Annotated in this window: 13 protein-coding genes; 6 read left to right on the top strand and 7 right to left on the bottom strand. The window is 72.2% G+C overall.

The genetic code is table 11. From position 1 onward, the window contains the following. Positions 1–438: 438 nt before the first annotated feature. Together ACFYYR_RS25850 and ACFYYR_RS25855 are read left to right on the top strand one after the other, a co-directional pair. Positions 439–1332 (top strand): D-alanyl-D-alanine carboxypeptidase family protein, encoded by an 894-nt coding sequence (locus ACFYYR_RS25850; RefSeq protein ID WP_388858123.1) that lies wholly within the window; start codon positions 439–441, stop codon positions 1330–1332. Between the two features lie 120 nt (positions 1333–1452). Continuing rightward, complete coding sequence (locus ACFYYR_RS25855) at positions 1453–1884, top strand: protein phosphatase (RefSeq protein WP_388858126.1); 432 nt, start codon at positions 1453–1455, stop codon at positions 1882–1884. A gap of 362 nt (positions 1885–2246) precedes the next feature. On the opposite strand, the gene ACFYYR_RS25860 is transcribed toward ACFYYR_RS25855, so the two are convergent. Next, positions 2247–2324, bottom strand: coding sequence for a 50S ribosomal protein bL37 (locus ACFYYR_RS25860; protein WP_370443954.1), 78 nt, complete (start codon positions 2322–2324; stop codon positions 2247–2249). A 445-nt stretch (positions 2325–2769) separates the two neighbouring features. Here ACFYYR_RS25860 and ACFYYR_RS25865 point away from each other — a divergent pair, with 445 nt between their 5' ends. Beyond that, on the top strand, positions 2770–4341 hold the full coding sequence (locus tag ACFYYR_RS25865) for a GMC family oxidoreductase (RefSeq protein ID WP_388858129.1): 1572 nt from the start codon (positions 2770–2772) through the stop codon (positions 4339–4341). A 249-nt stretch (positions 4342–4590) separates the two neighbouring features. Here ACFYYR_RS25865 and ACFYYR_RS25870 read toward each other — a convergent pair whose 3' ends face one another. Further along, the gene (locus ACFYYR_RS25870) at positions 4591–5034 is read right to left on the bottom strand and encodes an NUDIX domain-containing protein (RefSeq protein ID WP_388858131.1); all 444 of its coding nucleotides are present in this window, start codon (positions 5032–5034) and stop codon (positions 4591–4593) included. A gap of 442 nt (positions 5035–5476) precedes the next feature. Here ACFYYR_RS25870 and ACFYYR_RS25875 point away from each other — a divergent pair, with 442 nt between their 5' ends. Then, positions 5477–6355, top strand: a complete 879-nt coding sequence (locus ACFYYR_RS25875) for a LysR family transcriptional regulator (protein ID WP_388858134.1) — start codon at positions 5477–5479, stop codon at positions 6353–6355. Between the two features lie 240 nt (positions 6356–6595). Here the strand turns inward: ACFYYR_RS25875 and ACFYYR_RS25880 are convergent, their stop codons facing one another. Beyond that, a complete protein-coding gene (locus ACFYYR_RS25880; RefSeq protein WP_388858196.1) occupies positions 6596–6946 on the bottom strand; it encodes a PRC-barrel domain containing protein in 351 nt (116 codons plus the stop codon). Positions 6947–7185: 239 nt separating this feature from the next. After that, positions 7186–7908: a restriction endonuclease gene (locus tag ACFYYR_RS25885; RefSeq protein ID WP_388858137.1), complete on the bottom strand. Its 723-nt coding sequence runs from the start codon at positions 7906–7908 to the stop codon at positions 7186–7188. 288 nt (positions 7909–8196) lie between these two features. On the opposite strand from ACFYYR_RS25885, the gene ACFYYR_RS25890 reads away from it, so the two are divergent. Further along, positions 8197–9417, top strand: coding sequence for a phosphatidylserine/phosphatidylglycerophosphate/cardiolipin synthase family protein (locus tag ACFYYR_RS25890; protein WP_388858140.1), 1221 nt, complete (start codon positions 8197–8199; stop codon positions 9415–9417). A 113-nt stretch (positions 9418–9530) separates the two neighbouring features. Here ACFYYR_RS25890 and ACFYYR_RS25895 read toward each other — a convergent pair whose 3' ends face one another. Continuing rightward, on the bottom strand, positions 9531–9767 hold the full coding sequence (locus ACFYYR_RS25895) for a chaplin (RefSeq protein ID WP_388858143.1): 237 nt from the start codon (positions 9765–9767) through the stop codon (positions 9531–9533). A gap of 245 nt (positions 9768–10012) precedes the next feature. Further along, complete coding sequence (locus ACFYYR_RS25900) at positions 10013–11119, bottom strand: PleD family two-component system response regulator (RefSeq protein WP_388858146.1); 1107 nt, start codon at positions 11117–11119, stop codon at positions 10013–10015. Between the two features lie 673 nt (positions 11120–11792). Between ACFYYR_RS25900 and ACFYYR_RS25905 the strand changes: the two genes are divergently transcribed. After that, on the top strand, positions 11793–12446 hold the full coding sequence (locus ACFYYR_RS25905) for a hypothetical protein (protein WP_388858149.1): 654 nt from the start codon (positions 11793–11795) through the stop codon (positions 12444–12446). A 240-nt stretch (positions 12447–12686) separates the two neighbouring features. Here the strand turns inward: ACFYYR_RS25905 and ACFYYR_RS25910 are convergent, their stop codons facing one another. Continuing rightward, positions 12687–13217, bottom strand: coding sequence for a transglycosylase SLT domain-containing protein (locus ACFYYR_RS25910; protein WP_388858152.1), 531 nt, complete (start codon positions 13215–13217; stop codon positions 12687–12689). Positions 13218–13707: the final 490 nt, after the last annotated feature.

Consider the following 13707-nt stretch of genomic DNA (forward strand, 5'->3'; position numbering starts at 1 on the left):
GGTCTTCCGCCCGCGGGGGGGCCCCCCCCCCCGGCCCCCCCCGGGGGGGGGGGGCCTCCGACGGCCGCGGGGGGGGGGGGGGGGGGGGCGCGGGGGCGGGGGGGGGGGCCCCCCCCCCCGCCGCGGGGCACTCCCGACGCGGCCGCGGCGCGCCCGCGACGGGCGCACGGTTCCCCGCCGCTGACCACGGCCGCACGCGCCGGGCGCCCCGCATGGTGAACGGGCCTCTCGCGGCAGCCCCGTTCACCATGGTGTGATCCGGGTGGGAGAGGAGCCGGACCGGGCGGCCGGAGTACGCATTCCGCCACCACCGGTCCGGCGCCACGGAATTCCCGAAGAATTCCGCGTCGAGAGCACATCCTTCGGGGTGTCTCAAGCGTCTCCTGTGCAAGCGGCATTCCATGGTGCCGCTCCAAAGGGTCATTTGGAGTATTTATCTTGAAAACCGGCATTAAGGGCACAAGAGGCGTGTCCGTGGCCGCCGTCACGGCAGGAGCAGTCCTGTCGGCCGGGGCATTCGCCGCCCCGGCGCAGGCCGCCGCCACGCTGGCGACACCCACCATCGCCGCCAAGGGCGGCTACGTGATGAACAACGGCACCGGCAAGACCCTCTTCACCAAGGGCGCCGACACCCGTCGTTCCACCGGCTCCACCACCAAGATCATGACCGCCCGGGTGGTGCTCGCGCAGCCCAACCTCAACCTGGACTCCAAGGTCACGATCCAGAAGGCGTACAGCGACTACATCGTCGCGAACACCGCCTCGTCGGCCCATCTGATCGTCGGCGACAAGGTCACGGTCCGCCAGCTGCTGTACGGGCTCATGCTCCCGTCCGGCTGCGACGCGGCCTACGCCCTGGCGGACAAGTTCGGCAGCGGTTCCACCCGGTCCGCCCGGGTGAAGTCGTTCATCGGCAAGATGAACTCCACTGCCCGGGGCCTCGGTCTGACGAATACGCACTTCGATTCGTTCGACGGCATCGGCAACGGCTCGAACTACTCGACGCCGCGCGACATCACCAAGCTCGCGAGCAACGCGATGAAGTACTCCACCTTCCGCACGGTCGTGAAGACGAAGTCGACCAAGCAGAAGGTCACCACGCGCAACGGCGGTTACCGCTACATGTCGTGGTCGAACACCAACAACCTGCTCGGCAGCTACTCGGGCACCATCGGGGTGAAGACGGGCTCCGGCCCGGAGGCCAAGTACTGCCTGGTCTTCGCCGCGACCCGGGGCGGCAAGACGGTCATCGGCACCGTCCTCGCCTCCTCCTCGGTGGCCAACCGCACGTCGGACGCCAAGAAGCTGATGGACTACGGCTTCCGGCGGTAGCCGTCCCGGTACGGTGTGGGGCCTGCCCGTGACCCGAGGGTCGGGGGCAGGCCCCTTCGTCTGCGCCGGACCGGCCGAACAGCCCGCCACCGGGTGGCCGGTGCGACTACGGTGAGATGCATGACCGAGACCTGGAACGCCTCCGACGCCGGTGTCCTGCGGCTGCCCTCCGGCCGCCTGGTGCGGGGGCGCGGTCTGCGCCGCCCGCTGCCGGAGGGCCCGGTTCCCGGCCATGCCGTCCACCTGCTCGGCACCCGGCCCCCGGAGGTTCCCTGGGACTCGGTCTGGCTGCGCTGGCCGGACTTCTGGCTGCCCAGCGACCCCGAACGGGCCCGCGCCGTGCTGCACGAAGCCTGGTCCCGCGCCGCGACGGAGCGCGTGGAGATCGCCTGCGGCGGCGGCCGCGGACGAACGGGTACGGGGCTGGCCTGCCTGGCCGTCCTCGACGGGGTGCCGGCCCGGGAGGCGGTGGACTTCGTCCGCCGGAACTACGACCGGCACGCGGTGGAAACCCCGTGGCAGCGACGCTTCGTCCGCCGTTTCACCCCCTGAGCGGCACCCGGCGGACCGGACCCGCCCGGCTGATCCGGACTTCCGGTGCGGCGCGGCCGGTGGCGGGCCGATGCGGCCCCGCCACGCGCGTCCCGCCCCGCCGGGCCTCTGCACTGCGGGCGGCGAGACGGAGAGGCTCGGGACCGCTTCCGCCCGCACGAGCGGCGGGTGGGCACGACAGCACGGAGCGGCCGCGCCGACGAGAATCCGTCGGCACGGCCGCTCCGTCACACCACGTACGCGGGGCTCCCGCCGGGCGGCTCTCCACCGTGGCGGGGACAGCGCTGCCCGGTCCGGTCCCGGTCCCTGCCGCTGCGCCGGGCGGCGCCTGCAGGAGACCCGGGGCCCGTCGAACCCGTCACTCAGGACTGGGGGCGACTACCGTGGTTGGCTCCGTTCTTACGACGTGCCTTCTTCTTACGACGTCGCTTCGACGACATGTCGCCTCCTTTCTCAACCATGCGTTTCTGCTGGGTTTGCACCCATTGTTCTTGGTATCACACCCGGCAGTGGACGGTCGCGTACCCCGTCCGCCGCCACCCATACCCTCCGTGAAGCACCTCACGCCCGCGATCTTCCGACCGGTGGCCGGAGGCACGCGCCGGGCAGCGGAAACGGAGAGGGCTCCGGTGCTCTGCGGGCCGATCGACCGGGGGGGGAACGGGACAGCTCCGGTGTCCGAACATCGACGGTCCGTCTGCCGCGCCGAGGCGGCGCCCTCCATGATGGGCGGTCGTGCCACCGGGCCGTACCGGACACGGCTCGTGCCCGGCCGTGCACCGGGACGGACGACGGGAGGGGCGCCGGCCCCGCACCCCCGTCACCGTCGGCCTGTCACCGCCGGCACACCGCGCGGTACATCATCGACCCGGGAGGGGAAGCCCGATGCACGAAGCGAGCCATGACTACATCGTGGTCGGAGCGGGATCGGCCGGCTGTGTGCTGGCCGCACGGCTGAGTGCGGACCCGGGCGTTCGCGTCCTGCTCCTGGAAGCGGGACCGCCCGACGACGCCCCGGAGATCCGCATCCCGGTGGCCTTCGGCCGGCTGTTCCGCACCAAGTACGACTGGGACTACACCTCGGAGCCCGAGCCCGGGCTGGACGACCGGCGGCGGTACCTCCCGCGCGGCCGGACACTCGGGGGCTCGTCGTCCATGAACGCCATGATCTACATCCGCGGCAACCACCGGGACTACGACGCCTGGTCCGACGCCGGGGCCAAGGGGTGGAGCTGGGACGAGGTCTTCCCCTACTTCCTGCGGGCGGAGGACCACCACGCCGGGCCGTCCGACTGGCACGCCACCGGCGGGCCGCTCACCGTCAGCGAGGGCCGCTCCCGCAGCCCCCTGATGGCCGCGTATCTGGAGGCGGCCCAGGAGGCGGGGCATCCGTTCAACCCCGACTTCAACGGGCCCGAGCAGGACGGCGTCGGCCCCTACGAGCTCACCCAGCGGAACGGGCTGCGGTGCAGCACCGCCGAGGCGTATCTGCGCCCCGCCCTGGAGCGGCCGAACCTGACCGTGCTGACCGGGGCGCACTGCACCCGGCTGCTGTTCTCCGGGGAACGGGCCGTCGGGGTCGAGGCGGAACGGCACGGCGTGCTGGAGGAGTGGCACGCCGACCGGGAGGTCGTGCTGGCGGCCGGCGCCTACAACTCCCCGCAGCTGCTGATGCTGTCCGGGATCGGCAACGCCGATGAGCTCCGGGCCCTCGGCATCACCCCGCGCGCCGACCTCCCCGTCGGCGAGAACCTCCAGGACCATCCGCATCTGCCGCTCGTCCACTTCACCGACACCCCGTCGCTGTGGACCGCGGAGACACCGGAGAACATCGCCCTGCTGGAGTCCGAGGGGCGCGGGCCGCTCACCTCGAACGGCGGCGAGGTCGGCGGCTTCCTCCGGACCCGCGACGGCCTGGACGCCCCGGACATCCAACTCCACGCGCTGCCGGTGCAGTTCCACGAGGAAGGCCTCGGCCGGCCGACGGGGCACGCCTTCCACCACGGCGCGGTCCTGCTGGACACCACCAGCCGCGGCACAGTCTCCCTGCGGTCCGCGATGCCGAGTGCCAAGCCGCGCATCCTGCACCGCTACCTCTCCACCGAGGAGGACCGGGCGGCGGCGGTGCGGGCGCTGCGGGTGCTGCTCGACATCGCCGGCCGGCCCGCGCTGCGCGCACACCGCCGGGCGGACGACCGCGTGCCGGCCTCGGACAGCGACCACGACCTGCTCGCCTTCGCCCGGCGTGAACTGCACACGCTCTACCACCCCGCCGGAACGTGCGCCATGGGTCCGGTGGTCGACTCCGCGCTGCGGGTGCACGGGGTGAGCGGACTGCGGGTGGCCGACGCTTCGGTGATGCCGACGCTGGTGCGGGGCAACACCAACGCGCCCACGATCATGATCGCGGAGAAGGCGGCCGACCTGATCCTCGACGACTCCCGCTCCACCGCATAAATCAAGCCAGGGAACGGGGCGTAGGCCGACTGGGCCGGGACCTCCGCCGCACGCGACAGGAGGGCGGAGCATGGCGCGTGCCCCGAGAGGAAGGACGTCCCGCCGCGACGCCGGCCCGCGGCGCCGTCCGGCGGGGCCCGCGGCACGGGTTTCTCCACGGCTCCGGCCGGCTCCCGGCCTGCCGGAGCCGCCTCTCCCCCGCTGTGCAGGGCGGCGGCGCCGTACGGGCCGGGGACCGGAGCGGACCGGTCAGGCGGTGAGGGCGCCGACGCCGTACAGCAGCGGCAGGACGTGGTCACGGAGGGCAGGCGCGAGTGTCAGGCCGCTGTCGTGGCCGGAGATCCATCGCAGGTCCGCCAGTTCGGCGGCAAGGACGGGCGGCCGGCTGAGACCGGCCCGAAAGACCGTCAGCCGCATCGGCACTTCCTCCAGAGCGGCCATCGCGTCGATCTCGGCGAGGAGGGACGGCTCCACGGGTTCCGCTCCGAGTTCCTCCCCCAGCTCCCGGACCAACGCCTCGAGCGGGGTCTCCCCCTGTTCGGGCTTCCCGCCCGGCAGATAGAAGACGTGGGGCGCGGCCTTCTTGCTCACCACAAGGAGACGGCCGTCCTGGACGATCGCGGCAGCGGCGACGGTCAGCGGCGCGCCGTCCTCGCCGGTCCGCGGCGCCGTCCGCACAGGTTCATGTGTCATACATCCAACCCTTGCAGGTGCGGGGCCCGTTGGGCATCCCGTTTGTTGCCGGCCCGGCAGCACCTGGTGCCGGGCCGCAGGGCCGGACCCCTCCGGACCGGCTCCGGCACACCCGGCCGCGACCGGCCGGCCCGGCCCGCGGGACCGGTAAGGCGTCCGGGCCGGCTCCGGGACGTCCGGTGAGGAATCCGACGCGACGGACACCGCCGCGGTGCCCCACGGCACCGGCCGCTCGACCGGGATCCGGCGACCCTGCCCCTGACCGGAACGGACCGGAGTCCGTCCCCGCCCCTCGGCAACGCGGTGCGAACACCTGCCGCGGCCTGGGACGACGCAGTTGTCGGCAGACCCTCCCTCCCCCGTGGGGAGGGCCTACCGGAGCGATCCCATCGTTCCCAAGCGGTCCGTCCTCATCAAGGCCCATCTTCTGTACGATCGGTAAGTGACGTTTACCGAACTGGGAGAGATACAAGCGTTCCTGACGCTCGCCGAGGAGCTGCACTTCGGCCGGGCAGCGGACCGGCTCGGCCTGTCCCGGCCACGGGTGAGCCAGCTCATCCAGTCACTGGAGCGGCGCGTCGACGGCAAGCTGTTCGACCGCACGAGCCGCCGGGTGACCCTCACGCCGACCGGCAACTTTCTTTTGGAGCGGGCGAAGCCGAGCTTCGAGGGGCTGCAACAGTCCATCGAGGAGACCCGGGCCTTCGCGCGCGAGCTGCGCATCGGGTTCATGGGGCCGTTCGCGGGCGCCGTGAACGCCTCGGTGGCCGGCTTCCGCCGGACCCATCCGGAGTGGGCGATCAGCATGACCGAGACGCGCTGGGGCGACTATTTCGGACCGCTGCGCCGGGCGGAAGTGGACCTGCAGGTCACCATCTGGCCCGTCGAGGAGCCCGACCTGACGAGCGGCCCGGTGATCGCCGAGTACCCCCGGGTACTCGCCGTGGCGGCCGACCATCCGCTGGCGGCGCGGGCGTCGGTCGACGCCGAGGAACTGAGCCGACTCACCATGGTCGAGATGCCGCAGTCGGCTCCGAAGGCGATCCGCGACGGGTTCCTGCCCCAGCGGACTCCGGCCGGACGGCCCATCCGCCGGGGGCGGCTGGTCAAGACCCAGCACGAGATGCTCAGCCGGGTGGCGTCGAGCAGCGATGTCTGTGCCACCTCGACCGCGCTGACCCAGTACTACCGCCACCCCGACGTGGCGTTCGTCCCGCTGACCGGGCTGCCCCCGGCCCGGGCGGTGGTCAGTTGGCGCACCGCACATGAGAGCGCCAAGATCAGGGACTTCGTCAGCACACTGCGGACCTCGACGAGCTGACCGCACCGCCGGACCGGGCGGCCGGACGGAAGGGCCGGCCGACGGAACGCGTGCGGGCCGGGACGGGGCCGCGGATGAACGGATGGTGCGGACCGCACCCGTTGCCGGGTGCGGTCCGCACGCGAGGTGTCCGTGCCGCCTCTCCACCGGGCGGCCACATCCTCGTGCATCCACGCGTGCGCCGCGGCCACGGTGCGGTCACCGCGGTCGGGCCGGCCGCTCCGAGCGGTCGGGAACCGCTCAGAGCGCGGAGGTGGAGTTCAGCGAGAGATAGTAGTGGCCGACGTCGGAGAGGTACGAGAGATCGGTGGTCTCGCGGTCCACCGTGAACCGGGGCGCGGCCTTGATCTCCTGGCGGGTGTTCCCGATGGTCACGGTGCGGGCGTGGCGGTCGATGCGCACCACGGCCCCGGCGGGGATCAGTACGCTCTTGCCGAACACCCACATTCCGGTGTCCACGATCACATGCTGGATGCCGGGCCGGGTGTCCTGACGGTCCACCTGCCCGATCACGCCGTCGGCCGCGTGCACGGTGAATCCCACCAGCGACTGCTCCAGTGCGGTGCCGCACTCCGGCCGGTACTCCCACATCGTGTGGTCCACGGTCTCCTCCCCTGCGCATCGATCGCCCGCATACCGGGCGCTCCCCCTCTCCTGCCTCGGACGGCCGGACTCATGCCCCGCAAACCGTGCCGATCCGGCCGGACCCGTGGGCGGCACGCCATGCGCTCGCCATCGTTCGGGGCCGTACGCAACGGGCGCATCGCAGCTTCGGCCGCGGGCCCTGGGCGCCCGGGCGAGAAGACCCGGCCAGCCCCGGTTGCCGGGCCTCAGTGCCAGGGCGCCGTTCCACTGCCGTCGCTCCAGGCGGCGAGGAGGGCGGCGTCGACGCAGAGGATGCCGCAGGTCCCGGCGTACTCGGCGGCCGGCTCGGTGAAGGTGCTGGTGGTGACGACGGCCGCGACGTCCGCTTCGTGGACCGTGTAGCAGGTGCCGCCGAACCGCTGCAGGTCCTGCGAACCGACCTTGTTCGTCGCGCAGTACCGCTTGCACTGGATCACCAGGCGCCGACCGTCGGGGGTGGTCGCGACGACGTCCGCGCCGAGGTCACCGGCGCCGCCCACCACCGTCACGTCGCGGCAGCCGTCACGCTCACAGAGCCCGGCTATGGCCTCCTCGAAGGCGTCCGCGTCCAGGCACTCGAAGTCCACGGCCCCGACGGCTTCCGCATCGGCCGCACCGTCGCGGGGCAGCTCGACGGTGGCTCCGCGCAGCGCTCCGTCCCGCCCTTCGGCGGGCCCGGCGGCCGGCGAGGCGGCGGGAACGCACTCGGCCGCCGCTGCGTCGGCCATGCCGGCGCGGGCCGCTCTGCGCAGGGCTCCGGGGCGCGGCATGGCGCGGACGAAGACGGCCAGGACGGGCAGAGCCACCAGGAGCAGCACCCCGGCCAGGACGGGATGCGCCGCCGACCACTGCATCCCGCGCCGGACCGCGAGCCAGGCGCCGCAGGCGAGGCATCCGAAGAGGGCGAGCAGGATCAGGGTCTGTCGCATCGAGCGGACCGGACGGACCTCGGCGGCGGGTTCGGGAGTGACGGGAACGGTCACGGCAGGGCCTCTCGTCCGGCTGATGGTCGACACGGTGATCAACTACTGCCCCGGTCGCTCCCGTCCATGATCGATCCCATCGTCCGCCCCGGTCGTGGCCGTGGTCGGGGCGGTGCGGCGCGGGCCGCAGCGATGATTCGTCCGGCCGGGGGTATCCCCTTCAGGGTCAGCGCGCTGTCACAGCGGCCCACCGGCCGCGCGGCGCCGCCCACCCCGGACCGAACGGTGACGAGAATGACCGCGACCCCTGAAGCTCCGCAGCAGACCGCCCCTGTCGACACCCGGAGCGGGAGACCGGGGGCGGAGCGGATCCAGCGCATACGTCGACGCCTGGAGCGACTGATCGGGATAGCCGCGACCGAGGGGAATCTGCTGACTCCGCTCCGGAACGGCGACGAGATCTTCGCGGCCATGCTGGACGGCATCCGCTCCGCCCGGCACACGGTGGACATGATGACGTTCGTGTACTGGCGCGGGGACATCGCCTGCCGGTTCGCCGAGGCCCTCTCCGAGCGGGCCCGCGCCGGTCTGCGGGTACGGCTGCTGCTCGACGGCTTCGGCAGCCGGCTGATCGAGGAGGAGCAGCTGGCGGCGATGGAGCGGTCCGGCGTGCAGGTGTCGTGGTTCCGCAAGCCTCTCCATCTCTCGCCGTTCAAGCAGAATCACCGCTGCCACCGCAAGGTGCTCGTGCTCGACGAGGAGACGGCGTTCACCGGCGGGGTGGGGATCGCCGAGGAATGGTGCGGGGACGCCCGCGACGAGAACGAGTGGCGCGACACGCACGTGCAGGTCCGCGGCCCAGCGGTGGACGGGCTCGCCGCCGCGTTCGCCCAGAACTGGGCCGAGTGCCACGAAGAACTCTTCGACGAGCGGGACCGGTTCGTCGAGCACCGCCCGCAGGGGGATGCGATCGTTCAGGTGGTGCGCGGTTCGGCGAGCGTGGGCTGGCAGGACATGGAGACGCTGATCCGCGTCATGCTGGAGTCCGCGGAGGAACGGGTGCGGATCGCCACCGCCTACTTCGCGCCGGACGTCTACTTCATCGAGCTGCTGTGCGCGACCGCCCGGCGTGGTGTGCGGGTGGAGATCCTGCTGCCGGGCCCGCACACCGACAAGCGCGTCTGCCGGCTCGCCGGCCAGAACCACTACGAGGAGCTGGTGGCCAGTGGCGTCAGGATCCACGAGTACGGGCCGACGATGATGCACGCCAAGGTCATCACCGTCGACGGGGTCGCCTCGCTGATCGGCTCGACCAACTTCAACCGCCGGTCGCTCGACCACGACGAGGAGGTCATGCTCACCGCCCTGGACGAAGGGTTCACCGGCACCCTGGACCGTCATTTCGACGAGGACCTGACGGTCAGTGAACCGATCGACGCGGGCCGGTGGCGGCGGCGCCCGGCGCTGCAGCGGGTGCGGGAGGCGGCCGTGGCGCCGATCCGCCGGTTCCTCTGACACGGCGAAGCGGCAGGCGAGGGCGGCATCAGGAGACCGGGGCCGACACCACTGTGGCGGGCCCCCGTCACGGGGGCCCGCCACAGCGCGGATCGGGTACCGGGGACGGCGGATCAGTCGCTGCCGCAGGTGTTGTCCGCTGCCTCGTTCCAGCCGGCGAGGACGTCGACCGTATTGCCGCAGAGGTTGACCGGCACAGAGACAGGGGCCTGCACGGCATTGCCCGAGAGGAGGCCGGGTGACCCGGCCGCGGCCCCCTGAGCGCCGGAGTCGGCGGTGGCGGCGGCGCCGCTGCCGAGGACGGTCAGGGTGGCCAGAACACCGGCGCTGAGGAAAGTTCGAGCATGCATGACGTTCTCCTGACGCAGGAAACGCTGGAAATTTGGATCACTTGAGCAACAGCCACTTTCACCCGGTGGCGACGGAGGAAACGCCCCGGCCACGATCTGGGGACGCCGCTCCACACCTTCGGGTGACTGTCGCGCCATGTCCGTTCGCGCCTGCTGCACGACGGGGTATTCGCGGGCGCGGTGAACATGCTTGCGTGGCCTGCGGGTCCGGCCGCCACGTGCATCCGGCCATCGGAGAGCCGCGGTCAGCGGGTGTGGAGCCGGCGTTCGAGGAAGATGCCGGTGAACACCGCCACCTTGGCACGCAGCACCCAGGGGTCGAAGGGCTTGCCGATGTAGTCGACCGCGCCGGCCGCATAGCCCCGGGCCGAGTGCTCGGCATCGGTGCCCATGGCGGTGAGGAAGATGATCGGGACGTCCCGGTTGCGGCTGCGGCGTTTGATGTGCGCCGCTGTCTCGTAGCCGTCCATCCCGGGCATCTGCACATCCATGATGATCACGGCGAAGTCGTCGTGGTCCAGCAGGGCCTTGAGGGCCTCGCGGCCGGAGGAGACCGCCACCAGCTCCTGGTCCAGCGTGGACAGCACCGCGGTCATCGCCAGCAGGTTGTCCGGCTGATCGTCCACGATCAGCACCCGGGGCACGGTCTGCGGCGCGGACTCGGGCACGGGGACGAGGGCGTGGTGGCCGGCTGCCTGCTGGGGTGCTTCGATGGTCTCCAGTTGCCGTTCGAGCAGTTCGCAGCGCTCCTCCGCCGCGTCACGCCGCCGCCGGGCCTCGCTCAGCTCCTGTGACAGCCGTCCCACCTCCACCTCCAGGGTGTCGCGTTCCCGCAGCAGACCGTCCAGGTCCGGTGCGGCCGCGGCCAGGGCGTCCGCCCGTGCCCGCTCCGCGCCCCACTCCGCCTCCAGTTGGCTCAGCCGCACCTCCAGGTCCGCGATGCGGTGCCGACGGTCCAGAAGTGCCTCGCCCAGGACGTCGCCGTGGGCCGTGGACCGCCGGGCCACCCGGTCGGCGTCGGCGAGCTGCTGCTCCAGCAGTTCCACGGCGTGCCGGGGTGATCCGCTGTGCTGCACGGCGGACCGGTGCAGGCCCCGGACCAGTTCGATCGCCTCCGGGGTCGCCGCCGTCCCGCGGTGCTCGGCCAGGTCGGTGAAGAGGTCCATGACCACGTCCCAGGGCGGGATGCGGGTGCCGCTCAGGTACCGCGAGAAGGTGCCCGCGTCCCGGAGCCGTCGTGCCGCGTAGCGGCGCACCGACACCTCCAGGCCGACGAACAGCTCGCGCAGCGCCTGTGCCAGGGCCCTCGCCTCGTGGTCCAGATCGTCGGCCAGCGGACGCAGTTCACCCATGACGGCCTCCGGTCCGCAACGTCCCTGACGGCACCCGTGCCGCTCTCGGCGACAACAGTGATCGCTCCACCAGTTCCCTCTCCGGGCTCGCGGCCGGCCCACCGGCCGCTCTCGTCGTCGGACGGCCGTCCGGCGATGGGGCACAGCATGGGTCGTCCGGGGAGTGTTGCGCCCGGCAACGGCGATACTGGCAACTCCGCCTCCCGCACCGTGGTGTTGCGCCCGCCGCGGCAACGCCGTTCTCGCCGGTCCCACGGGCCGGCGCCGTTGCCGGTGGCAACACCCCCCGCGCAACACCGTCGCTCAACGCCCCCGCGGCAACAACGCCGTCGGCACATCCAGGGCAGGGCGACGGGAGCCTGGCAGGAAGGAGCGGTGGGAACCACCGGTCACCACCACCGGAACCACAGCGGTGGATGGGCACATACATCCCCGGGCCGTCCTGTTCGGGGGAACGTGCACGGCCCGGTGCGGCCACCCGACCGGTGCCGTCGCACGCCCCGGAGGAGGACATCGGTGCTGTTCAGCCACAGTTGAGGCAGGCATCGACGGGGTAGGAGGACTGCCACCGCACTACGCCGTCGCGGCGTAGATATGTGATCTGTGCCTTCACAGGCCACAAAAGGTGAGTAGCATCCGGGCACCAACGGCAGTACGAGGAGAGTGGTCACCCATGCCGGAGCAGCCGGAACACAGCAACCTCAAGGAAGAGTACGCCTCCCGGGTCGACGCCGATCTGGAGCGCAACGAGGAAGAGCAGGAGCGCATCAACTCCGAGCTGTCCGCGCTGCAGACCCAGCTCGCCGGGCTCAAGGAGGACCACAAGCTGCTGCAGACGATGCGCGGTGCGCTGGGGTCCGAGCGAGCGGCACAGGCTTCCGGCGCGAAGAAGTCGTCGGGTGCGGCGACGCCGAAGGCCGCCGCGGTGCCCAAGGCGCGGCGGGCCAAGGACACCGCGCCGCGGGCGGTCAAGGCCAAGGCCGGCAGCCGGAAGACGGCCAAGGCCCCCACGAAGGCCAAGGCCCCGGCGGGCACCAAGGCACCGGCGAAGGGCGGGAAGCGCACCGGACCCACGCTGCGCGAGCTCGTCCACGGCCACCTGCGCGGGCGGAGCGAGCCGAGCTCGGTCGCCGAGGTGACGTCGGCGCTGGAGAAGCAGCACCCGGAGCGCACCTTCCACCCCACCGCGGTGCGCACCGCCCTGGAGACGCTCGCCGCACAGGGTGCGTCGGAGCGCATCCGGCAGCAGAAGTCGGTGTACTACGCCCCGATCCGGAACGAGACCGCCGCGGAGCAGCCCGCCGAGACGGCGGCGCAGCCGAGTTGAGCGGCGCCCCCGCGGGGTGCCCGAACGGTGGTCCCGCGCTGCCGGGGCATCCACCGGTTCCGCCCAGTGGGCCGGGAACGGTGCCCGGTCCGCCGACACCGGGGCACGGTCCGGTCCCGCACGGCGCCAACAGCCCGCCCCCGAGGAGAGAGTCCTCGGGGGCGGGCTGCTTGTTCAGCACCGTCGGAGTGACAGCTGGTGGCGCTGCTGCTCCTGATCCGGTTGTCGCGCTGTTGCGGCTCAGTAGGCGGAGTCGACGTTGTCGATGGAGCCGTACTTGTCCGCCGCGTAGTTGGCGGCAGCGGTGATGTTGGCGACCGGGTCGGTCGGGTCGTTCGCGGTGCCGGCGACGTGGTAGGCGTCGAAGGTCGGCTGAATGACCTGGAGCAGACCCTTGGACGGGGTGCCGTTCTGCGCGTTGACGTCCCAGTCGTTCTGGGCGTTCGGGTCACCGCCGGACTCCCGCATGATGTTGCGGTGCAGGCCCTCGTAGGTGCCGGGGATGCCCTTGTCCTTCATGATGTCGAGCGACTGCTTGATCCAGCCGTCGAGGTTGTCGGGGTACGTCTTCTTGGCCTTCTTGGGGGCCGGAGCATCGGCCGCCTGGACCGTGGCCGCCGGGGCGCTCGCGGACGCCGGCTCAGCGGCGTGGGCGGGCGAAGGGGCCAGCGTGAGAGCCGCGGCCGCGGCACCGGCGGTGGCGATACCGGCGACGGAGAGCTTACGGAAACGGGCGATGCGGCTGTTGCTGGTCCGAATGTGGGCGGTCATGCAGAAGCACCTCTCCAGAGGGGACGTGTGGGGAGGCCGACCGGGGGGTCGGTTCGGCGAGTGCGGAGCGGGACTCCGCGTGTGGGCCGGAGCGGTCGGAAGCGGGTGGGGACCACCCGTCCGGCACTCGGCTCCCCGGAACGTCAGCCATGGTTAGGGCGGCCCGGAGCGGGATGCAATGGTGTGACGTACTACCCCACTACGCAGCAAAGCCCCCACGATCTCGGCCGGGGAGGCATTGCCCTGGGAGGGGGAGCGGCTCGGGTGCCTACTACCGGGGTTGGAACGTGACGCAGCTCCTGTGCGGGGGCTCACAGCCGGGGCTCGATCCGGGGCCCGCGGAGGGCTCGCGCATCACCCACGGTCCGTAGCTCCTCACGCTCCGCGTGGGCCGCGGGCGGTGCTGCCGGGGCGGAGCTGCGGGACCGCCCGGGGGGTGGCCCGGACGGCAGCGCGCGGTCTTCCGCGGGCGGTGGCGGGCCTGCGAGCA

The organism is Streptomyces sp. NPDC001922 (genome assembly GCF_042891165.1).
GTDB lineage: Bacteria > Actinomycetota > Actinomycetes > Streptomycetales > Streptomycetaceae > Streptomyces.